This is a genomic window from Sphingomonas sp., from assembly GCF_035490575.1.
In the GTDB taxonomy this organism is placed as follows: Bacteria; Pseudomonadota; Alphaproteobacteria; order Sphingomonadales; family Sphingomonadaceae; genus Sphingomonas.
In genome coordinates this window covers 17,415-39,648 of sequence record NZ_DATJLI010000145.1, presented here as the reverse complement: position 1 = coordinate 39,648, position 22,234 = coordinate 17,415, and the positions used below count along the sequence as shown (strand labels likewise).

Below are 22,234 nucleotides of genomic sequence, written 5' to 3'. Positions count from 1 at the left end.
GCGAACGCCCTCCCGGCTGCGACCGCGCGGCGCATGTCGCGCCCGGCGGAGTGGAACTGTTGCATGGCTGACCCCTTATGCCCGCGCCGCTTAACGATAGGGGGCGTCGGCGGCAAGGTTCGCGGCAATCGCGCGTTCCCACCGGTCGCCATTCGCGAGCAGCTTTTCCTTGTGATAGATCAGCTCTTCGCGCGTTTCGGTCGAAAACTCGAAATTCGGCCCCTCGACCACCGCGTCGACCGGACATGCCTCGGCACACAGGCCGCAATAAATGCACTTGGTCATGTCGATGTCGTAGCGCGTGGTGCGACGGCTGCCGTCCTCGCGCGGTTCGGCCTCGATCGTGATCGCCAGCGCCGGGCAGACCGCTTCGCACAGCTTGCACGCAATACAGCGCTCCTCGCCATTGGGATAGCGGCGCAGCGCATGTTCGCCGCGGAAACGAGGGCTTAGCGGGTTTTTCTCATACGGATAGTTGATCGTCGCCTTTGGCTTGAAGAAATACTTCAAGGTCAGGAGGTGCGCCGACACGAACTCGGCCAGCGCGAAGGATTTGAGGGTCTGAGCGAAACTCATGCCGAAACTCCAACCCGCGCCAGCATCAGGAAACCCGACACAAGGAACACAAACACCAGGCTGAGCGGCAGGAAGATTTTCCAGCCCAGCCGCATCAACTGGTCATAGCGATAACGCGGCACCGTCGCCTTCACCCAGCTGAACAGGAAGAAGAAGAAGCCCATCTTCAGGAACAGCCAAAGGATGCCAGGCACCACATAAAGCGGCGCCCAGTCGAACGGCGGCAGATAACCACCCCAGAACAGCAGCGCGTTGAGCGCGCACATCAGGATGACATTGGCATATTCGCCAAGCCAGTAGAGCGCGAATGCCATCGACGAATATTCGGTCTGATACCCCGCGACCAGTTCCGACTCCGCCTCGGTCAGGTCGAACGGCGCGCGGGCCGTCTCTGCCAGGGCCGAGATGAAGAACACCACCGCCATCGGGAACAAGAGCGGGTTGAAGCCGAAGCCGTTTATCGGGAGGAAAGACAGACCCCAGACGCTGCGCTGCGCCTCGACAATGCTGGTCAGGTTGAAGCTGCCCGCCCACAACACGACCGACACCAGCACGAAACCGATCGCGACTTCATAGCTGACCATCTGTGCCGCGGCCCGGATCGCGGAGTAGAAGGGGTATTTCGAGTTTGATGCCCAGCCCGCGAGGATGATGCCGTAAACACCCAGCGACGACGCCGCGAGCACGTAGAGCAGCCCGACATTGATATCCGCGAGCACCACTTCGACATCGAACGGCACCACCGCCCACACGATCAGTGCGACGGTGAAGGTGATGATCGGCGCAAGCAGGAACAGCCCCTTGTTCGCGCCGGTCGGGATGATCGTTTCCTGCAGAAACACCTTCAGCCCGTCGGCAAACGACTGAAGCAAGCCGAACGGACCCACGACGTTCGGTCCCCGGCGCAGCGCCATCGCCGCCCAGATCTTGCGATCGGCATAGATAATCATCGCCACCGCCAGCATGACCGGCAGTGCGATCAGCAGGATGCCCGCCAGCGTCGCGACGGTCCAGGCCGCCTCGAAAGGCAGGCCGAGCCATTCGAAGAAAGACGTCACTCGGCGGCCTCCGCGAAATCCTCGCCATGGATCAGTTCAGCCGAGCAGCGCTGCATCGTCGGCGAAGCTCGGCAAATGGCGTTGGTGAGATAGAAATCCGCGATCGGATACGCGACCGCGCCTTTGCCCTTGCCATCAAGCGCGGGCGGATTCCAGTCATAACCGGCCAGCCCTTCGCGGCCCAGCGCCGGCACGGCGGCAATCATCGCCCGGCGCAGGCCGGCGAAATCGTCGAACGGCAGCGTCTTGCCCAGCACATCGGACAGCGCGCGCAGGATCGACCAGTCGTCGCGCGCATCGCCGGGGGCGAACACCGCGCGCTCGCTGAACTGCACACGGCCTTCCAGATTGACATAGGTGCCGGGCTTTTCGGCATAGCTGGCGGCGGGCAGCACGACATCGGCGTGATGCGCGCCCTTGTCGCCGTGATGACCGACATAGACCTTGAAACTGCCTGCAAAGGCCGCGAAATCGACCTCGTCGGCGCCCAGGAAGAACACCAGCTTCGGCGCCGCCGCGACGATATCGGCAATCCCGCCCGGCTGTGCATAGCCGAGCATCAGCGCGCCCATGCGAGCGGCAGCGGTGTGGACGACATTGAAGCCGTTCCAGCCATTCCGCACCACGTTGAGCGATTTGGCCAGCGACAGCGCCGCGCCGTGCCCGGCCTTGAGCGCGCCGGGACCGACGACGATCATCGGCCGCTCGGCCTTTTCGAACATATTGGCCGCGACCGAGGGCAGATTGCCCAGCAGCGACAGGTCGTCGCCCAGCCATTCCACCTTGTAGGTCAGGTCGACCTGCCGCCCGATTGCGAACACACGCGCGCCGCGCTTGATCGCCTTGCGGACGCGCGTGTTGATGAGCGGCGCTTCCCAGCGCAGGTTGCTGCCGACCAGCAGGATCGCATCGGCGTCCTCGACCCCGGCAATCGTCGTGTTGAACGCGACCGCACCCAGATTGCTGACGTCATAGGCCATGCCCGTCTGCCGCCCCTCGAGCAGCGACGAACCGAACGCACCGACCAGTTGCCTGGCCGCGAACATCGTCTCGCAATCGACCATGTCGCCGGCAATCGCGGCAACGCCCTGCCCCGCGGTGGCGGCGACCTGAGCGATCGCGGCGAACGCCTCGTCCCAGCTTGCGGGCTGGAGCTTGTCGTCACGGCGGACATAAGGCTTGTCGAGGCGGCGACGGATCAGGCCGTCGACATGATGGCGCGTCTTGTCGTGCGCCCATTCCTCGTTCACATCCTCGTTGATGCGCGGCAGCACGCGCAACACCTGACGACCCCGGCTGTCGAGACGGATGTTGCTGCCGACCGCGTCCATCACGTCGATCGCCAGCGTCTTCTTCAATTCCCACGGCCGCGCGTTGAACGCATAGGGCTTCGACGTCAGCGCACCGACCGGGCACAGGTCGACGACATTGCCCGACAATTCGCTGGTCACCGCCTTTTCCAGGTAGGACGTGATCTGCATGTTCTCGCCGCGATAGATCGCGCCGATTTCCTCAACCCCCGCGACTTCCTCCGCAAAGCGGACGCAGCGCGTGCACTGGATGCAGCGGGTCATGATCGTCTTGACGATCGGACCCATATATTTCTCGGTCACGGCGCGCTTGTTCTCGGTATAGCGCGTCGACCCGCGACCATAGGCCATCGTCTGGTCCTGCAGGTCGCATTCCCCGCCCTGATCGCAGATCGGACAATCGAGCGGATGGTTGATGAGCAGAAACTCCATCACCCCTTCGCGCGCGGCCTTCACCATCGCCGAATCGGTCCGCACTTCCTGATTGTCGGCGGCGGGCAGCGCGCAGCTGGCCTGCGGCTTGGGCGGCCCCGGCTTCACTTCGACCAGGCACATGCGGCAATTGCCCGCGATCGACAGGCGTTCGTGATAGCAGAAGCGGGGAATCTCCTTCCCCGCCGCTTCGCACGCCTGAAGCACGGTGGCGCCCTGGGGCACCTCGACTTCGATTCCGTCGACTTTAAGTTTAGGCATTAGCGCACCACCTCAATATTCTTGGTGCAGAGCGATGGGGTAGGCGTGTGCGGTCCCGTCATTCGAACACCCCACCCATTCTCGACGTAGTCAGCAACCTCTGACAGTGAAGCCGCCATGCGAGCATTTGCAGTTATATTCCCCCGCCGTTTTCCGTCAGGACCGACAACTCCCTCTGGCGAATACACGCGATAGAACCCATCCGCGTATCGATGAGGCTCTCTGGTTTCGACCAAGCCCTTTCGCGGTCCAGTCGAAAACACGTGACGCTTGGTGATAACCGTCACTCCGCCGCCTCCTGATAGGGCGCGTCACCCCCGCCCTGCCGCTCCATGATCCGCCGCTCCATCTCGGGGCGGAAATGCTTGATAAGACCCTGAATCGGCCATGCCGCCGCGTCGCCCAGCGCGCAGATGGTGTGACCCTCGACCTGCTTGGTCACCTGATACAGCGTGTCGATTTCGCTGATGTCGGCGTCGCCGGTCCGCATCCGCTCCATCACGCGCCACATCCAGCCGGTGCCTTCGCGGCACGGCGTGCACTGGCCGCAGCTTTCGTGCTTGTAGAAATAGCTGATGCGGCTGATCGCGCGGACGATGTCGGTGGACTTGTCCATGACGATGACCGCGGCGGTGCCCAGGCCCGACCCGACGGCCTTCAGCCCGTCGAAGTCCATCGGGCAGTCCATGATCTCGGCTGCCGGCACCAGCGGCACCGATGAACCGCCGGGGATCACCGCCAGCAGATTGTCCCAGCCACCGCGAATGCCGCCGCAATGCTTTTCGATCAGCTCGCGAAACGGGATGCTCATCGCTTCCTCGACCACGCAGGGCTTTTCGACATGGCCGCTGATCTGGAACAGCTTGGTGCCCTTGTTGTTCTCCCGCCCGAAGCCGGAGAACCATTCGGGGCCGCGCCGCAGGATCGTCGGCGCGACCGCGATCGATTCAACATTGTTGACCGTGGTCGGGCAGCCATACAGGCCCGCGCCCGCCGGGAAGGGCGGCTTCAGCCGGGGCTGGCCCTTTTTGCCCTCAAGACTCTCCAGCATCGCGGTTTCTTCACCACAGATATAGGCGCCGGCGCCGCGATGGCAGAACACGTCGAAATCATAGCCCGAACCACAGGCGTTCTTGCCGATCAGACCCTTGTCATAGGCTTCCGCAATCGCGGCGAACATCACCTCGGCCTCGCGGATATATTCGCCGCGAATATAGATATAGGCCGCCCGCGCGCGCATCGCGAAGCCCGCGACCAGCGCGCCCTCGATCAGCTTATGCGGATCGTGGCGGATGATCTCGCGGTCCTTGCACGAACCGGGCTCGGACTCGTCGGCATTGATGACCAGGAAACTGGGGCGCTCCGGCGTCGGGTTTTTCGGCATGAAACTCCACTTCATGCCGGTCGGGAAGCCCGCGCCCCCGCGCCCGCGAAGCCCCGATGCCTTGATCCGATCGATGATCGTGTCCTGGCCCAACTCCAGCAGCGCCTTGGTATTGTCCCAATCGCCGCGCTTCATCGCCGCGTCGATGTTCCATGGCTGATAGCCATAGACGTTGGTGAAGATGCGGTCCTTGTCAGCGAGCATTACTTGCCGTTCCCCAGCAATTTGCGGCCACCCGCCAGGATGGCGACGACGATCGCGGCACCGATCAGAACGCCCAGCAGCTTGAAGCTGAGTTTCAGAACCCAGCCCAGCACGACGATCGCGCCAATGACCGCCAATATGGTGATAAGCGTGTTCTTGCTCATGCCGACCATTCCGAACGGTAATCGTGATTGGCGTCGACCATCGCCGTCAGCGTGGTCGGGCCGCCTTCCGGCTCCGACGTGTGACGGCCGTTCTGCGGGCCGACCTTCGGCGTATCCCCGCCCGCCAGCGCCGACAGGATCGCGACCGTCCTGTCGTAATCCAGGTCCTCGAAATTGTCGTCGTTGATCTGGACCATGGGTGCGTTGGCGCAATTGCCCATGCACTCCACCTCGGTCAGCGTGAACAGGCCGTCGGGCGTCGTGCGCCCCTTGACCAGCCCCTGATTCTTGCACGCCGCCAGCACATCGTCCGACCCGCGCAACATGCACGGTGTCGTGCCGCACACCTGCACGTGATAGCGGCCGACCGGCGCCAGATTATACATGGTGTAGAAGGTCGCGACCTCGAACACGCGGATATAGGGCATGTCGAGATAAGCGGCGACATATTCGATCACCGGGACCGGCAGCCAGCCTTGCGTCTGCGTCTCCGCCCCCACCTGACGCTGCGCCAGGTCGAGCAGCGGCAACGTCGCAGATTGCTGGCGACCGGCGGGATAGCGGCCGACGATTTCCTTCGCCTTGGCCGCATTCGCCTCGTTCCACGCAAAGGCGCTCCAGCGCGCGCGGACTTCGGCTTCGTCGGGGATGTTAGCTGCATCGGCCATCAGCGAATGAACTCCACGCGGCTCACCTCGTCACCGCTGAACGAATAGACGGTCATCACGTCGAACGGCTCGGCATCGGCCGAGCGATAGACGCGCTCGTGCAGGACGACGCGGTCGCCCAATTCGAACTGCTGGAGCACATCGGCGCGATTTTCGGGAAACTGCTCGAACACCTTGGCCATGCCGGCGCGCACGCCTTCGCGGCCCTCGCGAACCACGTCACCGCGATAATTGGCCTCGCAGCCATCGACGGCGAACATGTCGGCATAACCGTCGGCATCACGGGCATTGTAACGGTCCATCAGCCGTTCGATGATCGGCAGGCGGCTCAACGGTCGCACTCCCCGAACACGATATCCATCGCACCCAGAATGGCGGTGGTGTCGGCCAGCATGTGCCCGCGGCTCATGAAGTCCATCGCCTGCAGATGGCTGAACGCGGTCGGCCGGATCTTGACGCGATAGGGCTTGTTCGACCCGTCGGAGACCATGAAGATGCCGAACTCGCCCTTGGGGCTTTCCGTCGCGACATAGACTTCGCCGGCGGGGACGTGAAACCCTTCGGTATAGAGCTTGAAGTGATGGATCAGCGCTTCCATCGAACGCTTCATCTCGGCGCGCTTGGGCGGCACCACCTTGCGGTCAAGCGAGGCGATGGGACCGTCGGGCATCTCGTTCAGACACTGCTTCATGATGCGCGCCGACTGATACACTTCCTCGACACGGACCATGAACCGGTCATAACAGTCGCCGCGCGTGCCGACGGGCACGTCGAAGTCCATGCGGTCATACACGTCATAGGGCTGCGACTTGCGAAGGTCCCAGGGCAGGCCCGCCGCGCGGATCATCGGTCCCGAAAAGCCCCATTTCAGCGCGTCTTCGCGGCTGACGATGGCGATGTCGACATTGCGCTGCTTGAAGATGCGGTTTTCCGCGACCAGGCTGATCGCGTCGCCGAACAGTTGCGGCAGCCGTGTGTCGAGCCAGTCGGCGATATCGGTCAACAGCTTGAGCGGCACGTCCTGGCGCACGCCGCCGACACGGAAATAATTCGCGTGCATCCGCGCGCCCGAAGCGCGCTCGTAGAAGTTCATCAGGTCTTCGCGCAGCTCGAACATCCACAGGTTCGGCGTCATCGCGCCGACATCCATCACATGGCTGCCCAGGTTGAGCATGTGGTTCTTGATGCGCGTCAACTCGGCAAAGAAGACGCGAAGATACTGGGCGCGCAGCGGCACTTCCAGGTCGAGCAGCTTCTCGGCCGCAAGCACATAGCTGTGCTCCATGCACAGCGGCGAGCAGTAATCCAGGCGATCCATATAGGGCAGCGCCTGCGTATAGGTCTTATACTCGCACAACTTCTCGGTGCCGCGATGGAGCAGGCCGACATGCGGGTCGATCCGCTCGATCACCTCGCCGTCCATTTCCATGACGAGCCGCAGCACACCGTGCGCCGCAGGATGCTGGGGACCGAAATTGATCGTATAGTTCTGGATGGCGACGTCGCCGGGGCTTTCCGGCGACTGCCCCGGCGCGTGCATCAACTGGGTCGTGGTGTCGGTCATTACTGGTTCTGACCCCCGTGCTTCGAGGGAACGACATCCGGGTCAGCGGGCTTGTCAACCGCGCGGTTACCCGGATGCGGCTGGCCCGCGCCGGTTTGTCCGGTGTTTTCGGTCGTCTTCACTTCGTTCGCCTGCGGCTCGGCCGTCTCGCCGTCGCCACCCTTTTTAAGTTGGTCGGCGGTAACGGGCGACGGTGCGCCCTTTGCCTCGGGCACAGGCTGCGGCGCGGGTGCCTTTTCATCGCCGGGCAGCACATATTGCGCGCCCTCCCACGGACTCATAAAGTCGAAGGTGCGGAAATCCTGCGCCAGCTTGACCGGCTCATACACCACGCGCTTGGCCTCTTCCGAATAACGCAGCTCGACATAACCCGTCAGCGGGAAGTCCTTGCGGAACGGATGCCCGCGAAAGCCGTAATCGGTCAGGATACGGCGCAGGTCCGGGTGCCCGTCGAACAACACGCCGAACATGTCATAGACTTCGCGCTCCAGCCAGTTGGCGACCGGCCACAGACCTGTCACCGTCGGCACCGGCGTATCTTCGCTAGCGGTCACGCGCACGCGCATCCGGTGATTCCGCGTCACGCTGAGCAGGTGATAGCAGACGTCGAAACGCTCCTCGCGTTCGGGATAGTCGACGCCGGCGATTTCCATCAACTGCTGATATTCCAGCCCCGGCGTATCGCGCAGCGCCGTCATCGCCGCGATCAGGCCGTCGCGCGTCACCGTCAGCGTGACTTCGCCGACCTTGTCCTGTGCATCGATCAGGGCCGGACCGATCGCCGCGGTCGCAGCGTCGATCACGCCCTCGTTCGGGGCACAACGGGGAGCAGGCGCTCTCATCGTTCAATCGTTCCCACGCGGCGAATCTTCCGCTGGAGCTGCATCACGCCGTAAAGCAGCGCTTCAGCCGTCGGCGGACAGCCGGGGACATAAATGTCGACCGGCACGATCCGGTCGCAGCCGCGCACGACCGAATAGCTGTAATGATAGTATCCGCCGCCATTGGCGCACGATCCCATCGAAATGACGTATTTCGGCTCGGACATCTGGTCATAGACGCGGCGCAGCGCCGGGGCCATTTTGTTGCACAGCGTGCCCGCGACGATCATCACGTCCGACTGACGCGGTGACGCGCGCGGCGCGGCGCCGAACCGTTCCATGTCGTATCGCGGCATGTTGACGTGGATCATTTCGACCGCGCAGCACGCAAGGCCGAACGTCATCCACCACAGCGAACCGGTGCGCGCCCATTGGAACAGTTCCTCCGTCGAAGTGACGAGGAAGCCCTTGTCCTGAAGCTCACCGTTCAGGTCGTTGTAAAAGCCCACGTCCGGCGTCGTGCCGGGGGCGGGCTGTGCGAGGTTCACTCCCAATCGAGCGCTCCCTTCTTCCAAGCGTAGACGAGGCCGAGCGCGAGTTCGGCAATGAAGATCATCATCGAGAACCAGGCCGTCCAGCCCAGATCGAACACGCTCACCGCCCATGGATATAGGAAGGCAGCTTCGAGATCGAAGACGATGAACAGGATGGCGACGAGATAAAAGCGCACGTCGAACTGGCTGCGCGAATCCTCGAACGCGGGGAAGCCGCATTCATATTCGGTCAGCTTTTCAGGCGTCGGCTTGTGCGCGCCGGTAAAGCGCGCCGCCACCATCGGCAGGAACACGAATGCCGACGACAGGATCAGTGCCACGCCCAGAAAGAGCAGGATCGGCAGATATTGCGACAGGTCGACCAAGGGTCATCTCGCGGTTGCAACAGGGAATGGCGCGCTTCTAGGACGATGACCCGAAGGGGGCAAGGCGCGCGCCGTGTGAGAATGAATCGCAACTGAATCGGCGCATGCTCGCGCGCCGATTCAGCGACAAGGGTCAGCGCAGCGAGGACGCGAGCAGCTTGTGCAGTTTCGAATGCAGCAGGTCGTTGGCGGCCAGCACCTCGCATTTTTCCAACGCCTGGTCGGCACCCCGGAAATCGGTGACGAAACCGCCCGCTTCCTTGACGATCAGAATGCCCGCCGCGATGTCCCAGGGCTTGAGGCCGCTTTCCCAGAAACCGTCGAACCGCCCAGCCGCGACCCAGGCAAGATCGAGCGCCGCCGCACCCAGGCGCCGGATACCGGCGACTTCGGGCGCGACCGCGCCAAAGATGCGCGTCCATTCAGGGAAATTGCCATGCCCCAGAAACGGAATCCCCGTGGCGATCAATGCGTCGCTCAAATCGCGCCGCGCCGATACGCGCAGACGCTGGCCCGTCAGCCACGCACCGCGACCCTTTTCGGCCCAAAAACTCTCGTCGGTCAGCGGCTGATAGATCAGGCCGTGGGTGATGCCGGCGCGCGGATCATCGACAGCGATCGAGATCGCGAAGTGCGGAATACCATGCAGGAAGTTGGTCGTACCGTCGAGCGGATCGATGATCCAGCGCGGCTTGTCGGGATCGCCCTCGATCACGCCGCCTTCCTCCATGACGAAGCCCCAGTCGGGCCGCGCCTTGAGCAGTTCGTCATACAAGGTGCGCTCGGCCCGCTGGTCGGCCATTGACACGAAGTCGGCCGGACCCTTTTTGGAAACCTGCAGGTGCTGGACCTCGTTGAAGTCGCGGCGCAGGCGGGGCGCCGCCTTGCGGACGGCGCGCTCCATGACGGTGATGAGGCCGGATTGGGCAGTCATATCAAAACTCCTCCCCCTCCCCGGCGGAACGAGGAGGAGTTGTCAGCATTCAGTCGGCGCGGCGGACGTATTCGCGCTCATACACATCGACAACGATGCGCGTGCCCGACGAGATGTGCGGCGGCACCATCACGCGCACGCCGTTGTCGAGGATCGCGGGCTTGTAGCTGGACGAGGCGGTCTGCCCTTTCACAACGGCGTCGGCCTCAACGATGGTTGCCTCGACCGTGTCGGGCAACTGGACGCTGATCGGGCGTTCGTCGTGCAATTCCATGACGACATCCATGCCGTCCTGCAGGAACTCGGCGGCGTCGCCCAGCACGTCCTTTTCGAGCGTGATCTGCTCGTAATTTTCCTTGTCCATGAAGGTCAGCGTATCACCCTCTGCGAACAGGAACTGGAAGTCCTTGGTATCCAGCCGCACGCGCTCAACGGTCTCCGCCGACCGGAAGCGGACATTGGTCTTGCGCCCGTCGATCAGGTTCTTCATCTCGACCTGCATATAGGCGCCGCCCTTGCCGGGCTGGGTATGCTGAATCTTGACCGCACGCCAGATGCCGCCTTCATACTCGATGATGTTGCCGGGACGGATGTCCACGCCGCTGATCTTCATGGGACTTACCTGTTGGAAAGAGCTGGTGGGCAGCGGCCTTAGCGGCGGTCGTCCGAATCGGCAAGAGACCGACCGGCGAGCAGCGGGGTCGGGTCGACGGCGCGCCCCTGCCACCAGCGGTCGCCCGGCGCCATGACGCTCATGCCGAAATGCAGGTGGGTGTTGCCCGGCCCGGCATTGCCGGTGTCGCCGACCGCACCGATCACCTGTCCCTCGCGAACCTGGACCCCTTCCACGATGCCGGGTGCATAGGCGGACAGGTGCGCGTAATAATAGCTCCAGCGCCGGTCGGGCGAGCGGACATACAGTGTGTTGCCGCCCCCGCCCTCGCTCCAGTACCGTTTTTCAACCACGCCATCCGCGGCTGCGACCACCGGCGTGCCGCCCGGCGCCATGATGTCGTTGCCCCGGTGCAGCCGCGCGCCGCCGCCGCGCGGATCCCCCCAATTGGCGACGATTTCAGCACGGCTGACGCCCGCGACCGGCACGGCCAGCAGACCCTTGCCCCACGCAACCCGACCCGGTGGCGGCGGCGCCACGGCGGCGCGAGGCGATAGCTCAGGCGCGGGAACGGCAGCGGTCACCGGCACCTCCGGCCCACCGAAGCGCAGCATGGTGGCGAACAGGCCGCCCGCTATGACGATCAGCGCCAGAATCGCCCAGCCAAGCCGCGTCATCGCGTTATCGCTGGAACACGGCCTTGGTCCCCGGCTTGACCATCATCGACAGCCGCGCGGCATCCCAGTTGGTCAGGCGGATACAGCCATTGCTTTCGGTCCTGCCGATATTCTGCGGCTCCGGCGTGCCGTGGATCCCGTAATGCTCCTTGGACAAGTCCATCCACACTACGCCGACCGGATTGTTCGGCCCCGGCGGCACCACGGTTTCCTCGGCATCGGGCGCGCTGCCGGCGATCAGATCGGGGTCGAAGCGCCAGTCGGGGTTATAGGCGTTGCCCTTGATCGTCCATTCGCCGATCGGCAGCGGGAATTGCGACGACCCCATGGTGGCCGGGAACTGGGCGATCAGCTTGTCATCGGCATCCAGCACCTTGAGCACGCCTTCACTCTCGTCGACAACGATATGATCGGCCTCCGGCTGGCTGGCGTCGACGTTCAGATAAGCGACCGTCCGCTTCCATGTGGCATCGTCAATCGAATAATCCCGCGAGGTCGGCAGCGCGTTGGGCACGACGATCGTCTGGCCCGCGCGCAGCGGCGTGTCGCGACCGTTCAGGTCGACCAGCATCTGCGGCGATGTGTGGAACATTTCCGCCAGCTTTTCCAATGGCGAGCGATAGGGAACGCCCTCCAGCCTGGACAGGTCGGCATAATCTTCGGGCATGGGGTTCAGGAACGGACCGGCCAGCATCTGCGGCGCGAGTTCGACCGTCTTGGTGGGCCGCCAACCGCGATGCCGCGACAGCGCGGCCAGCGTCGGACGGTCGAGCCGCCCGGTCACGCCCAGCCCGCGACTTTCCTGAAATCCTCGCAGCGCCGTCTTGAACGCCGGACTGTCCTTGGCGTCCAGCAAACCCGATGAAAAACCGAGCTTGGCCAGAATGACCTGTGCGTGCAGCACGTCGCGATCAACGACCGTTGCCGGGCTGGCGGCTGGCGCTTGCGCGGGCGTTGCTTCCTGAGCGGTCGCGCGTGGCGCGTCGGCGAACGCCAGTGCGGTTGCCGTTACCGCCGCAAGGCCAACCGCTCCCAACAACGCCCTGTTCCGCATGTCGCTTTGCCCCATTTCATTGCCTTTCGTTTCGACCCGAACGAGCAAGGCAGGGCATTGTTTCCGAAGCCGTTATTTGAGGCGGCTGGCAAAGGCTCGCATCGCCGCTTCCTCATCCCCGCCCCAGACGGCGCTGGACACGGCAAGGAAATCGGCCCCCGCCGCGATCAGGGGCTGAGCGTTCTCGGGCGTGATCCCCCCGATCGCGACGCAGGGCACCTCGAACAGCGTCGACCACCAGGACAGGATGACCGGCTCCGGCCGGTGATGCACCGGCTTGGTCGTGGTGGGATAGAATGCACCGAAGGCGACATAATCGGCCCCCGCCTCACCCGCGTTCATCGCCAGATGGCGGCTGTCGTGACAGGTGACGCCGATCTGCGCCGATGGGCCGAGCGCCGCACGCGCTTCACGCGGATCGCCATCATCCTGGCCCAGATGCACGCCATCAGCTCCCAGCCGTTTGGCGAGACTGACCGAATCATTGACGATGAAGGCCACCTCATGGTCGGCGCAGATGCGCTGCAACGGTTCGGCCAGCGCCGCCGCCTTGTGCTGGTCCACGCCCTTCACCCGGAACTGGAACGCTGCCACCGGCCCCGCGCCCAGCGCACGCTTGAGGCGTTCGGGAAAGGCGTCACCGACATCAGCCGGGGAAATCAGATAAAGCTGGCATGGCGGGCGACGATCGTCGCGCCGGAATTGCGTGGCGAAATCGGGGTCCAGCGGGCCAAGCGGATCGTCGTGCATATCGGTCATGGCACGCGCGGTAATGCCGACACGGCCGGGCCGCAACCATCGCCCCTCAACCGCAAGCGGAGAACCCCTCCACCCCGGCCTTGCGGCCGCGGTCCCCCTCCCCGTGCCGGGGAGGTATGCGGCGGCAGTCAGGCCGCCAGCGCGACCTTGCGCGTGGACGCCGCGTGGATTTCATCGATCGCCGAACCCAGCGCCGCGTCGAATTCGTCATCCGACATCTGGTGACGCAGATCGGACAGCAACGCGCGGCTGAAGCTGGCGATCATGCCGCGATTCCTCGCCAGTTCGGCACAAGCCGCTGTTCGGGCAAAGCCGCCCGACAGCGCCACGACGCGCAGCACGCGCGGATGATCGACCAGCGCCTCGAACAGGCCTGCTTCGGCGGGAATTGACAATTTCAGCATCACCCTGCCGTCGCCCTGCATCGCGTCCAGCGCCTTGAGCAGTTCCTCGCGCAGCATCCGATCGGCCTCCGCGCGCTCAGCGCTTTTGATGTTCACTTCCGGCTCGATGATCGGCACCAGACCCGCGGCCAGCACCTGCCCCGCGATTTCGAACTGTTGGCGCACGATCGCGGCGATGCCCGCCGGATTGGCGAGATTGACGACCGAGCGTTCCTTTGTGCCGAACACGCCCAGCCCGCGAGCACGCGCCAGCAGCGCGTCCAGATCGGGCATCGGCTTCATCAACTGAACGCCGTCTGTCTCTGCCTCCAGCCCCTTGTCGATCTTGATAAAGGGCACGACGCGGCGTTCGATCAGCGCGTGTGGGGTCGGCTTGCCGTCGACCTGCCCGTCCATGGTGCGTTCGAACAGGATCGCCCCCAGCACCTTTTCGCCCGAAAAGCTGGGCGCGGTAATGATGCGCGCGCGCATATCGTGAATCAGATCGAACATCGCCTCGTCCGAATCCCACGCGCCTTCTTTAATGCCATAGCCGGCCAGCGCCTTGGGCGTGGAGCCGCCCGATTGGTCGAGCGCGGCGATGAAGCCTTCGCCGTCGGCGATCCGGGCAGTCATTTCGGCAGTATTCATCGCGTCAGCCTCCTTGGCGCCAGCGCGCCTGCATACGTATGCGGGACTGCATAGCCGCGACGATGCCGCGCTGCAACGTCGCTGTTTTCAGCGCGACAGCGCGGCGACGCCAGGCAGTTCCTTGCCCTCCATCCATTCCAGGAACGCGCCGCCCGCGGTCGATACGAACGACATTTCGCCCGCGACACCCGCCTGGTTGAGCGCCGCGACGGTATCGCCCCCACCCGCCACCGACACCAGCGACCCTTCGCGCGTCAGCGCGGCTGCGGTGCGCGCCAGTGCCATCGTCGCGGTGTCGAACGGCGGCGTTTCAAACGCGCCGAGCGGTCCGTTCCACACCAGCGTGCGACAGGTTTTCAGCACGTCGCCCAGCGTTTCGGTGGCCGCCGCGCCGATGTCGAGAATCATCTCGTCGCTGGCGACTTCGTGGACGTTCGCGGTCCGAAGGCTGGGCGGATTGGGCGCGAACTCCTTCGACACCACCACGTCATAGGGCAGGTGGATGGTGCAGTTGGCCCGTTCCGCCGCGTCAAAGATTTCTTCCGCCACGGGCACCAGATCATGCTCGCACAGGCTCTTGCCCACATCGACGCCGCGCGCGGCCAGAAAGGTGTTCGCCATGCCGCCGCCGATAATCAGATGGTCGACGCGCGCGACCAGATGCTTGAGCACGTCCAGCTTGGTCGACACTTTCGCGCCGCCGACCACCGCCGCGACGGGGTGTTCGGGATTGCCCAACGCCTTGTCCAACGCGTCCAGTTCGGCCTCCATCTGCCGCCCGGCAAAGGCGGGCAGCTTGCGCGCCAGCCCCTCGGTCGAGGCATGGGCGCGGTGGGCGGCGGAAAAAGCGTCGTTGACGTAAAGCTCGCCCAGCGCGGCGAAACGGGCGACAGTGGCGGGGTCGTTCTTTTCCTCGCCGCCGAAGAAGCGGGTATTTTCCAGCAGCGCGACATCGCCGGGTTGCAGCGTGGCGGCGGCTTCGGCGTCGCCCTCCCAGTCGATGTAACGAACCGGGCGCCCCAACACGTCGGACAGCGGTTGCGTCAGTTGCGCGGTCGAAAGCTCGGGGGACGGTGTCTTGGGACGGCCGAAATGGGCGAGGATCAGGACGATGGCGCCCCGGTCGGACAATTCGCTGACGGTCGGCACCGCCGCGCGCAGTCGCGTGTCGTCGCTGACCTTCCCGCCCGCCATCGGCACGTTCAGATCCTCGCGCACCAGCACGCGCTTGCCGGTGAGGTCGCCCATATCGTCCAGCGTCTTGAAGCTGCGTGCCATGTCCTGCTCCCTACCCTTCGATGATTTCGATCGTGTCGCCAACGGCAATCACGCCGCCCGCGATCACCCGCGCCAGCGCACCGCCGCGCCAGTCGGGCGTCAGCGCGGCCTTCAGCCCTTCGGCCACTTCCTCCATGCGGCTGCATGGATCGCATTCCTGCGTGATTTCCAGCACCACCTGGCCGATGCGAAGCCGGGTGCCGGGCGTTTTCGGCAGATCGAGACCCTCGACCAGCAGGTTCGCGCGGCGGTGCCACCATGGCAGGCTGTGGCCCGTTTCGGCCATCGCCGCGGCCCAGTCCCCCGCCTCGATCAGCGACACCTGTCGCCGTCCGCGCCCGCCGGGTTTGACCGCGCCGCGGAAGTCGCTCGCCAGTCCGCTCTCGACGCTGACCGAAACCTCGGCCAGCGTCTCAATCGGGCCGCGCGGCCGGGCGTGACGTGCGATGCCGCCCAGGCGGCCGGTCACGCCCGTCGTCATCAGATAAGCTTCGCCATCGCCGCCGCGGTATCGACCATGCGGTTCGAGAAGCCCCATTCATTGTCATACCAGCTGACCACCCGGACCAGCTTGCCGTCGATCACCGCCGTTTCCAGGCTGTCGACGGTCGAGCTGAACGGCGTGTGCACGATGTCGGCCGACACCAGCGGATCGGCGCTGAACTCCAGCACGCCCTTCATTGGCCCTTCGGCAGCGGCGCGGAGCAGGTCGTTGACCTCCTCCTTGGTCGTGTCGCGGCCGGGCATGAAGGTCAGGTCGATCAGGCTGCCGTCGGGCACGGGCACGCGCACGGCCGAACCGTCCAGCTTGCCCTTCAGTTCAGGCAGCACTTCACCCACCGCGCGGGCAGCGCCGGTCGTGGTCGGGATCATCGACATCGCCGCCGCACGCGCGCGGCGCAGGTCGGGGTGGATCTGGTCGAGGATCTTCTGGTCGTTGGTATAGGCATGGACCGTAGTCATCAGGCCGCGTTCGATGCCGATCGCGTCGTTCAGCACCTTGGCCACCGGTGCCAGGCAGTTGGTGGTGCACGATGCGTTGGACACGATCTTGTGCTCGGCAGTCAGCTTGTCGTGGTTGACGCCGTAGACGACGGTCAGGTCGACATTCTTGCCGGGCGCGGAGATCAGCACCTTCTTCGCGCCTGCTGCGATGTGCTTTTCGCAAGACGCCTTGTCGGTGAAGAAGCCGGTGCATTCCAGCACCAGTTCGACGCCGTTTTCAGCGTGCGGCAGGTTGGCGGGATCGCGCTCCGCCGTCACCTTGATGCGCTTGCCGTCGATGACGATGTCGTTGCCGTCGGCCGACACGTCGCCCGGATAACGGCCATGCACCGAATCGCGGCTGAACAGCCACGCATTCGACTTGGCGTCCGACAGATCGTTGATCGTCACCAGTTCCAGCCCGCAATCGGGCCGCTCCAGAATGGCGCGCGCCACCAGGCGGCCGATGCGCCCGAAGCCGTTGATCGCAACCTTGGTCATGCGCTTATTCCTTCCCAGCTTGCAGCCGTTCCTTGACGGCGCGCGTAATGTTCTCGGGCGTCAGCCCGAACTTGGCATAGACGTGGTTGATCGGACCCGATGCACCCCAACCGTCGATGCCGAACCGCATCCCGTGCACCATCGTATAGCGTTCCCAACCCAGCGTCGTGCCCGCCTCGACCGACACGCGCAGGATCTGCGACGGATCCACATCGGGCAGCACGTCATGGCGATAGTCGGCGGGCTGCTGCTCGAACCGTTCCCAGCACGGCATCGACACCACATCGGCACCGATCCCGTCGGCTTCCAGCAGGTCGCGTGCCTTGGCCGCGATTTCAACCTCCGATCCCGTGGCGATCAGGATCACGCGCCGCTCGGCCTCGGCCGCGAACAGGCGATAGGCACCACGCGCCGTCTTCATGCCACCACTGTCGCGAAGCTGGGGCAGGTTCTGGCGGCTGAGCGCCAGCACCGACGGGCCATCCTGCCGCGCCAGCGCCAGCGCCCAGCATTCCGCCGTCTCGATTGTGTCGCAGGGCCGATAGACATCGAGATTGGGGATCAGGCGCAGGCTGGTCAGATGCTCGATCGGCTGATGCGTCGGGCCATCTTCGCCCAGACCGATCGAATCGTGCGTCAGCACATAGATGACGCGCGCATTCTGAAGCGCCGACAGGCGGATCGCGCCGCGCGCATAGTCGGAAAAGACCAGGAAGGTGCCGCCATAGGGGATGACGCCGCCATGCAGCGCCATGCCGTTCATCGCCGCCGCCATGCCGAACTCGCGGATGCCGTAGGAAATATAACGGCCACCGTAATTCCCGGCGTCCAGCGGGCCGGTCGACTTGGTGCGGGTATTGTTAGACCCCGTCAGGTCGGCCGAACCGCCGACCATTTCGGGAATCGCCGCCGTCAGCACGTCGAGCGCCATTTCGGACGCCTTGCGCGTGGCCACCTTTTTCGGGTCGGCCAGCAGCGCGGCGATATGCTCGCCAGCGGGATCGCCCGCGGGCAGCTCGCCGCGCATCCGCCGCTCGAACTCGTCACGCTCACCATGCGAGGCGAGACGCGCGTTCCATGCCGCGTGCGCCTCGCCGCCGCGCTTGCCGGCGGCCAGCCACACTTCGCGGATATCGTCGGGCACGACGAACGGCTCGTGCGTCCAGCCCAGCGCTTCGCGCGCACCGGCGATTTCGGTGGCGCCCAGCGGCGAGCCATGGCTGCCCGACGTGCCCGCCTTGGTCGGCGCGCCCTTGCCGATGATCGTGCGGCAACGGATCAACGTGGGCAGGTCGCTGGCAATCGCCTCGTCCATCGCGCGGGCGATATCGGCATGGTCATGCCCGTCGCATTCGACGACATGCCAGCCGGTCGCGCGGTAGCGGGCGGGAATATCCTCGCTCGACGATTTGGACACCGCGCCGTCGATCGTGATGCGGTTATCGTCCCACAGCACCTTCAGGCGGCCCAGCTTCAGGTGCCCGGCCAAGCCGATCGCTTCGTGATTGACGCCTTCCATCAGGCACCCGTCACCCGCGATCACCCAGGTGCGATGATCGACGATCCCGTCACCGAACTGAGCGTTCAGGTGCCGCTCGGCCAGGGCAAAGCCGACCGCCATCGCCAGGCCCTGCCCCAGCGGGCCGGTCGTCGCCTCGATACCGGGCAGCTCGAAATTTTCCGGGTGGCCGGCGCACGGGCTGCCGATCTGGCGGAAAGCCTTGATGTCCTCGATCGTCGGACGCGCAAAGCCGGTAAGGTGCAACAGCGCATAGATCAGCATCGAGCCATGGCCCGCCGACAGGATGAACCTGTCACGATCGGCCCAATGCGGGTCGGCCGCGTCGAACTTCAGATAACGCTGCCACAGCACCGTCGCGACATCGGCCATGCCCATCGGCATACCCGGATGTCCCGAATTGGCCGCTTCAACCGCATCCATCGCAAGGGCGCGAATCGCGTTCGCGCAATCGGTGTCGGTAATCTGCATCGCCACTCCGTTCAGGCGCCAGCCGACGGGCCACGCCGTTCGGGTGGAGCCTTTGGGACGCACTGGCGTCCGCGTCAACCGGGCGAGCGTGCAACGATGTGATCGCCGCTTGCCCGCGAATCTGCCGATGCTATTGATTCGACATGGAGGCTGACGATCCGCACCCCGCAATCCGCCGCATCGAATCCGCCGTCGCGCGGATCGAACGCGCCGCAACCGCACGCGCCTTTGCCGCCGATTCGCTGGCGCGCCGCCACGCGGCGCTGCGCGCCCGCATGGAAGAGGCGGTCGCCGTGCTCGACGAACTGATCGCGCGGGAGGGCAAGGACTGATGCCACAGGTCAGTTTCGAGGTGGCAGGCCGCCCCTATACCGTCGGGTGCCGGGCGGGCGAAGAGCCGCATCTGCGCGCGCTGGCCGACCGGCTGAATTCACTGAGCTCCGCCGCGGATCGCGCGTCGGGCGGACTGGGACCGGAGCGCACATTGCTGTATATCGCGCTGATGCTGGCCGATCAGTTGAGCGACATGGAACATGCGCCCAGCACCGGCGTGCCCGCCCCGTTGCTCGATCGCCTGGCCGAACGCCTGGAAGCCATCGCATCGGCCCTTGAGGAAGAGCCGGCGAGCGCCTAGATTAGCGATTGGCGGGCACTGCCCGGTACGAGCTTTAGCGATTATCCCTGAGGCGATACACACATCCAAGGGGGCTGTCCCTGCCCGGATCCTGGTCCGACGTAAACGGCTCCCACCTGACGTTTGGGCGTCAGAGGATATTCAAGCAAACGGCCATGGCGGTCCCGCCACCTTGAACCCCGCCCCGCCCTCCGCGCCCGACAAGCGGGCATTGCGCGCCAGGCTTCGCGCCGAACGCGATGCGTTCGTGGCGGCAGGACCGCGCGTTATCGCGCCGCCACAGCTCTATCTTAATCGGTTGAGGCGGGGGCTGTGCGTGGCCAGTTACCTCCCGCTCGGCTCGGAGGCTGATCCCGCTGTCCTTGCCAATGCCGCGCGCGCGGCGGGATGCGTGCTGGCACTGCCGCGCACGATCGACCGGGCGACGCCGATCGCTTTCCATCGCTGGGACGCCGCCGACCCGATCGAGACCGCTGCCTATGGCCTGCGCCAGCCGCTGGCGGGATCGCCGCGCATGGTGCCCGACATCGTGCTGGTGCCGCTGGTGGGATTTGACGCGCGCGGAAACCGGCTGGGCCAGGGGGCGGGCCATTATGACCGCGCGCTGGCCGCGCTGCCGCATGTCTGGACGCTGGGCGTCGCATGGTCGATGCAGCGCGTGGCGGCGCTGCCCGTCGATCCGTGGGACCGGCCGCTGGATGCGGTCGTCACTGAAACCGGCCTGTTCGAAAGGATATCCGAATGACCCCTTCATGGCGCAAGCCCGCCGGTGCGTTGCTGATCGTCGGCCTGATCCTGTTCTGGGCGGTGCTGGTGACAAGCTTTTCGGGCAGCATCGCGCGGCTGCATCCGCTGGTGCAGGCACTGGTCTATCTGCTGACGGGGATCATCTGGATCGCGCCGCTGAAACCGTTGCTGCGCTGGATGGAAACGGGCCGCTGGCGCGCGTGACCGCACGATAGGGCGAAGAAGCCAGAAACAACAAAACCCAACCATCGCCCGATGGCCGGGTTTTGTTATGTTCGCCAATAATGGCGCGAGTGACGGGGCTCGAACCCGCGACCTCCGGCGTGACAGGCCGGCGCTCTAACCAACTGAGCTACACCCGCGTATCGTTGCGAGGACGCGGCCTCTAGACGGGGGCTCGGACCCTGTCAACTCGCTTCGCCATCCTTTTCCTGAAAAGCCGGATGGCGGGGCACCGGACGACTGGTCAGGGTGCCGTGTTCGAACAGAAAGCCCGCAATATCGGGCTTGCCCGCGGCGCTCATTACGGTCTGGACGATGATGAGCAACGGTACCGCCAGCAGCGCGCCGGGTGTGCCCCATACCCAGCCCCAAAAGCTCAGCGAGACGAGGATCATGATCGGGCTGATCGTCAGCCGGTGACCCACGACCAGCGGCGTAATCGCATTCGCCTCGATCAGATGCGCGCCGGTCATGATGACGGCGGGCAGCAGCGCCCACCAGAGTTCGTCAAAGGTCATCAGCCCGCCCAGCGCCAGCAGCGCCGCCGCCATCACCGGCCCGAAATAGGGAATATAATTCAATAGTGCGACGATCCCGCCCCACATCAGCGGCGTCGGCATGTCGATCAGATACAGCGCGCCCGCGACGCTCAACCCCAGTGCTACGTTGATGGCGGTAATCGTGCCCAGATAGGCCGAGGTGTCGTCGACCACGTCCTGAATGACGCGCGCGGTGGCCAGCGCGCCGCCAAAGCTGGTCCGGCTGGTGATCGCCGCGCGCCGCAGCCGGGTCCAGCCCGACAGGAAGAAATAGATGAGGAGGATGGCGAAGAACATCTCGATCAACGCCGACGGGGCCGAGGTTCCGACCAGATCGAGCAGCCCCGTCGGCGGCGGCGCGGCGACGGTTGCCGGCGCTTCGCGCGCGGGCGCGCTGGCGAAATTTTCGATCGTTCGGTTCACGAACCGCTCGGCATTCGAGTAGAAATCGATGACCGGTTTGACGTTCGACTGGATCAACTCGATCCGCTCGGGCAGCAGGCGCACCCATTGCCAGGCCGGCACGACGATCGACGCGAGCGCCGCATTGGTCGCGGCCAGGAACACGAGGACGCAGGTAAAGGCCGCCAGCGGCGCCGGCAGCCCGCGCCGCTCCAGCCATTCCAGCGCCGGCACCAGCGCGATCGCGATCACGATCGCGGCGGTCAGCGGCAGGAAGAAGGGCGACCCCGCCTGAAGCGCGAAGGGCAGCGCCAGGAACAGCCCCGCCCCCGCCATCAAGGTGAGCGCCGCGAGTAATCGGTCGCGGCGCAGTTCCTCAGCCGAATCGTCGGGCACCGGCGGCATGGGCGGCAGGGGGGGATGGCGGTCGTCGGACAGCGGATGATCGTTCACGGCCCTTGTCTAGCGCGTCGCCGCGTCGGGCGAAATGGGGCATGACTGGCGG

General features: G+C 65.0%; 26 protein-coding genes and 1 tRNA gene. 4 read left to right on the top strand and 23 right to left on the bottom strand.

What is annotated here, in order from left to right; genetic code table 11:
• Nucleotides 1-90: 90 nt before the first annotated feature.
• The 21 genes from nuoI to tkt form a co-directional block, all read right to left on the bottom strand.
• A complete protein-coding gene (gene nuoI / locus VL973_RS10945) occupies nt 91-576 on the bottom strand; it encodes an NADH-quinone oxidoreductase subunit NuoI (RefSeq protein ID WP_325284052.1) in 486 nt (161 codons plus the stop codon).
• A complete protein-coding gene (gene nuoH / locus VL973_RS10940) occupies nt 573-1,634 on the bottom strand; it encodes an NADH-quinone oxidoreductase subunit NuoH (protein ID WP_325284051.1) in 1,062 nt (353 codons plus the stop codon). Before nuoH ends, nuoI begins: the two co-directional genes overlap by 4 nt.
• A complete protein-coding gene (gene nuoG / locus VL973_RS10935; protein ID WP_325284050.1) occupies nt 1,631-3,637 on the bottom strand; it encodes an NADH-quinone oxidoreductase subunit NuoG in 2,007 nt (668 codons plus the stop codon). The genes nuoH and nuoG overlap by 4 nt, the downstream gene beginning before the upstream one ends.
• Nucleotides 3,638-3,920: 283 nt before the next feature.
• Nucleotides 3,921-5,225: an NADH-quinone oxidoreductase subunit NuoF gene (gene nuoF, locus VL973_RS10930; protein WP_325284049.1), complete on the bottom strand. Its 1,305-nt coding sequence runs from the start codon at nt 5,223-5,225 to the stop codon at nt 3,921-3,923.
• Nucleotides 5,225-5,389, bottom strand: coding sequence for a hypothetical protein (locus VL973_RS10925; RefSeq protein WP_325284048.1), 165 nt, complete (start codon nt 5,387-5,389; stop codon nt 5,225-5,227). The genes nuoF and VL973_RS10925 overlap by 1 nt, the downstream gene beginning before the upstream one ends.
• Nucleotides 5,386-6,057, bottom strand: a complete 672-nt coding sequence (locus VL973_RS10920; RefSeq protein ID WP_325284047.1) for a complex I 24 kDa subunit family protein — start codon at nt 6,055-6,057, stop codon at nt 5,386-5,388. The genes VL973_RS10925 and VL973_RS10920 overlap by 4 nt, the downstream gene beginning before the upstream one ends.
• Complete coding sequence (locus tag VL973_RS10915; protein WP_414712235.1) at nt 6,057-6,398, bottom strand: nuclear transport factor 2 family protein; 342 nt, start codon at nt 6,396-6,398, stop codon at nt 6,057-6,059. Before VL973_RS10915 ends, VL973_RS10920 begins: the two co-directional genes overlap by 1 nt.
• Nucleotides 6,386-7,597, bottom strand: a complete 1,212-nt coding sequence (locus tag VL973_RS10910; protein WP_325284061.1) for an NADH-quinone oxidoreductase subunit D — start codon at nt 7,595-7,597, stop codon at nt 6,386-6,388. The genes VL973_RS10915 and VL973_RS10910 overlap by 13 nt, the downstream gene beginning before the upstream one ends.
• 23 nt (nt 7,598-7,620) lie before the next feature.
• A complete protein-coding gene (locus tag VL973_RS10905) occupies nt 7,621-8,463 on the bottom strand; it encodes an NADH-quinone oxidoreductase subunit C (protein WP_325284045.1) in 843 nt (280 codons plus the stop codon).
• Nucleotides 8,460-8,996 (bottom strand): NuoB/complex I 20 kDa subunit family protein, encoded by a 537-nt coding sequence (locus tag VL973_RS10900; RefSeq protein ID WP_325284044.1) that lies wholly within the window; start codon nt 8,994-8,996, stop codon nt 8,460-8,462. The genes VL973_RS10905 and VL973_RS10900 overlap by 4 nt, the downstream gene beginning before the upstream one ends.
• Nucleotides 8,987-9,361, bottom strand: a complete 375-nt coding sequence (locus VL973_RS10895) for an NADH-quinone oxidoreductase subunit A (RefSeq protein ID WP_325284043.1) — start codon at nt 9,359-9,361, stop codon at nt 8,987-8,989. Before VL973_RS10895 ends, VL973_RS10900 begins: the two co-directional genes overlap by 10 nt.
• Nucleotides 9,362-9,494: 133 nt before the next feature.
• Complete coding sequence (locus tag VL973_RS10890) at nt 9,495-10,295, bottom strand: inositol monophosphatase family protein (protein WP_325284042.1); 801 nt, start codon at nt 10,293-10,295, stop codon at nt 9,495-9,497.
• Nucleotides 10,296-10,344: 49 nt separating this feature from the next.
• Entirely contained in the window at nt 10,345-10,908 is a 564-nt protein-coding gene (efp, locus tag VL973_RS10885) for an elongation factor P (RefSeq protein WP_325284041.1), read from the bottom strand.
• 38 nt (nt 10,909-10,946) lie between these two features.
• Nucleotides 10,947-11,585, bottom strand: a complete 639-nt coding sequence (locus VL973_RS10880; protein ID WP_325284040.1) for a M23 family metallopeptidase — start codon at nt 11,583-11,585, stop codon at nt 10,947-10,949.
• Between the two features lie 4 nt (nt 11,586-11,589).
• Nucleotides 11,590-12,639, bottom strand: coding sequence for a L,D-transpeptidase family protein (locus tag VL973_RS10875; RefSeq protein WP_325284039.1), 1,050 nt, complete (start codon nt 12,637-12,639; stop codon nt 11,590-11,592).
• A gap of 72 nt (nt 12,640-12,711) precedes the next feature.
• Nucleotides 12,712-13,398, bottom strand: coding sequence for a thiamine phosphate synthase (gene thiE / locus VL973_RS10870; protein WP_325284038.1), 687 nt, complete (start codon nt 13,396-13,398; stop codon nt 12,712-12,714).
• A gap of 128 nt (nt 13,399-13,526) precedes the next feature.
• Nucleotides 13,527-14,432, bottom strand: a complete 906-nt coding sequence (locus VL973_RS10865) for a fructose bisphosphate aldolase (RefSeq protein ID WP_325284037.1) — start codon at nt 14,430-14,432, stop codon at nt 13,527-13,529.
• A gap of 87 nt (nt 14,433-14,519) precedes the next feature.
• On the bottom strand, nt 14,520-15,710 hold the full coding sequence (locus VL973_RS10860) for a phosphoglycerate kinase (protein ID WP_325284036.1): 1,191 nt from the start codon (nt 15,708-15,710) through the stop codon (nt 14,520-14,522).
• 10 nt (nt 15,711-15,720) lie between these two features.
• Nucleotides 15,721-16,191 (bottom strand): MOSC domain-containing protein, encoded by a 471-nt coding sequence (locus VL973_RS10855; protein WP_325284035.1) that lies wholly within the window; start codon nt 16,189-16,191, stop codon nt 15,721-15,723.
• Nucleotides 16,191-17,195: a type I glyceraldehyde-3-phosphate dehydrogenase gene (gene gap / locus VL973_RS10850; protein WP_325284034.1), complete on the bottom strand. Its 1,005-nt coding sequence runs from the start codon at nt 17,193-17,195 to the stop codon at nt 16,191-16,193. Before gap ends, VL973_RS10855 begins: the two co-directional genes overlap by 1 nt.
• A gap of 4 nt (nt 17,196-17,199) precedes the next feature.
• On the bottom strand, nt 17,200-19,185 hold the full coding sequence (gene tkt, locus VL973_RS10845) for a transketolase (protein WP_325284033.1): 1,986 nt from the start codon (nt 19,183-19,185) through the stop codon (nt 17,200-17,202).
• 143 nt (nt 19,186-19,328) lie between these two features.
• On the opposite strand from tkt, the gene VL973_RS10840 reads away from it, so the two are divergent.
• Genes VL973_RS10840 through VL973_RS10825 form a run of 4 tightly spaced genes read left to right on the top strand, consistent with a single transcriptional unit; the run spans nt 19,329 to nt 20,770 of the window.
• A complete protein-coding gene (locus VL973_RS10840; RefSeq protein ID WP_325284032.1) occupies nt 19,329-19,517 on the top strand; it encodes a hypothetical protein in 189 nt (62 codons plus the stop codon).
• The gene (locus VL973_RS10835; RefSeq protein WP_325284031.1) at nt 19,517-19,819 is read left to right on the top strand and encodes a cell division protein ZapA; all 303 of its coding nucleotides are present in this window, start codon (nt 19,517-19,519) and stop codon (nt 19,817-19,819) included. Before VL973_RS10840 ends, VL973_RS10835 begins: the two co-directional genes overlap by 1 nt.
• Entirely contained in the window at nt 19,719-20,564 is an 846-nt protein-coding gene (locus VL973_RS10830) for a 5-formyltetrahydrofolate cyclo-ligase (RefSeq protein ID WP_325284030.1), read from the top strand. The genes VL973_RS10835 and VL973_RS10830 overlap by 101 nt, the downstream gene beginning before the upstream one ends.
• The gene (locus VL973_RS10825) at nt 20,561-20,770 is read left to right on the top strand and encodes a DUF2842 domain-containing protein (protein ID WP_325284029.1); all 210 of its coding nucleotides are present in this window, start codon (nt 20,561-20,563) and stop codon (nt 20,768-20,770) included. The genes VL973_RS10830 and VL973_RS10825 overlap by 4 nt, the downstream gene beginning before the upstream one ends.
• Nucleotides 20,771-20,851: 81 nt before the next feature.
• Here the strand turns inward: VL973_RS10825 and VL973_RS10820 are convergent.
• Nucleotides 20,852-20,928: transfer RNA gene (locus VL973_RS10820), tRNA-Asp, on the bottom strand.
• Between the two features lie 45 nt (nt 20,929-20,973).
• Entirely contained in the window at nt 20,974-22,134 is a 1,161-nt protein-coding gene (locus tag VL973_RS10815) for an AI-2E family transporter (RefSeq protein ID WP_325284060.1), read from the bottom strand.
• Nucleotides 22,135-22,234: the final 100 nt, after the last annotated feature.

What these genes read in the sequence shown, in the direction of transcription:
- nuoF (WP_325284049.1), bottom strand. Translation starts at nt 5,225, where the DNA reads ATGCTCGCTGACAAGGACCGCATCTTCACCAACGTCTATGGCTATCAG.
- VL973_RS10835 (WP_325284031.1), top strand. Translation starts at nt 19,517, where the DNA reads ATGCCACAGGTCAGTTTCGAGGTGGCAGGCCGCCCCTATACCGTCGGG.
- VL973_RS10910 (WP_325284061.1), bottom strand. Translation starts at nt 7,597, where the DNA reads ATGCACGCGCCGGGGCAGTCGCCGGAAAGCCCCGGCGACGTCGCCATC.
- VL973_RS10830 (WP_325284030.1), top strand. Translation starts at nt 19,719, where the DNA reads ATGCGCCCAGCACCGGCGTGCCCGCCCCGTTGCTCGATCGCCTGGCCG.
- VL973_RS10840 (WP_325284032.1), top strand. Translation starts at nt 19,329, where the DNA reads ATGGAGGCTGACGATCCGCACCCCGCAATCCGCCGCATCGAATCCGCC.
- VL973_RS10855 (WP_325284035.1), bottom strand. Translation starts at nt 16,191, where the DNA reads ATGACGACGGGCGTGACCGGCCGCCTGGGCGGCATCGCACGTCACGCC.
- thiE (WP_325284038.1), bottom strand. Translation starts at nt 13,398, where the DNA reads ATGACCGATATGCACGACGATCCGCTTGGCCCGCTGGACCCCGATTTC.
- efp (WP_325284041.1), bottom strand. Translation starts at nt 10,908, where the DNA reads ATGAAGATCAGCGGCGTGGACATCCGTCCCGGCAACATCATCGAGTAT.
- VL973_RS10825 (WP_325284029.1), top strand. Translation starts at nt 20,561, where the DNA reads ATGACCCCTTCATGGCGCAAGCCCGCCGGTGCGTTGCTGATCGTCGGC.
- VL973_RS10890 (WP_325284042.1), bottom strand. Translation starts at nt 10,295, where the DNA reads ATGACTGCCCAATCCGGCCTCATCACCGTCATGGAGCGCGCCGTCCGC.
- VL973_RS10875 (WP_325284039.1), bottom strand. Translation starts at nt 12,639, where the DNA reads ATGCGGAACAGGGCGTTGTTGGGAGCGGTTGGCCTTGCGGCGGTAACG.
- tkt (WP_325284033.1), bottom strand. Translation starts at nt 19,185, where the DNA reads ATGCAGATTACCGACACCGATTGCGCGAACGCGATTCGCGCCCTTGCG.
- VL973_RS10905 (WP_325284045.1), bottom strand. Translation starts at nt 8,463, where the DNA reads ATGAGAGCGCCTGCTCCCCGTTGTGCCCCGAACGAGGGCGTGATCGAC.
- VL973_RS10880 (WP_325284040.1), bottom strand. Translation starts at nt 11,585, where the DNA reads ATGACGCGGCTTGGCTGGGCGATTCTGGCGCTGATCGTCATAGCGGGC.
- VL973_RS10865 (WP_325284037.1), bottom strand. Translation starts at nt 14,432, where the DNA reads ATGAATACTGCCGAAATGACTGCCCGGATCGCCGACGGCGAAGGCTTC.
- VL973_RS10815 (WP_325284060.1), bottom strand. Translation starts at nt 22,134, where the DNA reads ATGCCGCCGGTGCCCGACGATTCGGCTGAGGAACTGCGCCGCGACCGA.
- nuoI (WP_325284052.1), bottom strand. Translation starts at nt 576, where the DNA reads ATGAGTTTCGCTCAGACCCTCAAATCCTTCGCGCTGGCCGAGTTCGTG.
- VL973_RS10860 (WP_325284036.1), bottom strand. Translation starts at nt 15,710, where the DNA reads ATGGCACGCAGCTTCAAGACGCTGGACGATATGGGCGACCTCACCGGC.
- nuoG (WP_325284050.1), bottom strand. Translation starts at nt 3,637, where the DNA reads ATGCCTAAACTTAAAGTCGACGGAATCGAAGTCGAGGTGCCCCAGGGC.
- gap (WP_325284034.1), bottom strand. Translation starts at nt 17,195, where the DNA reads ATGACCAAGGTTGCGATCAACGGCTTCGGGCGCATCGGCCGCCTGGTG.
- VL973_RS10925 (WP_325284048.1), bottom strand. Translation starts at nt 5,389, where the DNA reads ATGAGCAAGAACACGCTTATCACCATATTGGCGGTCATTGGCGCGATC.
- VL973_RS10920 (WP_325284047.1), bottom strand. Translation starts at nt 6,057, where the DNA reads ATGGCCGATGCAGCTAACATCCCCGACGAAGCCGAAGTCCGCGCGCGC.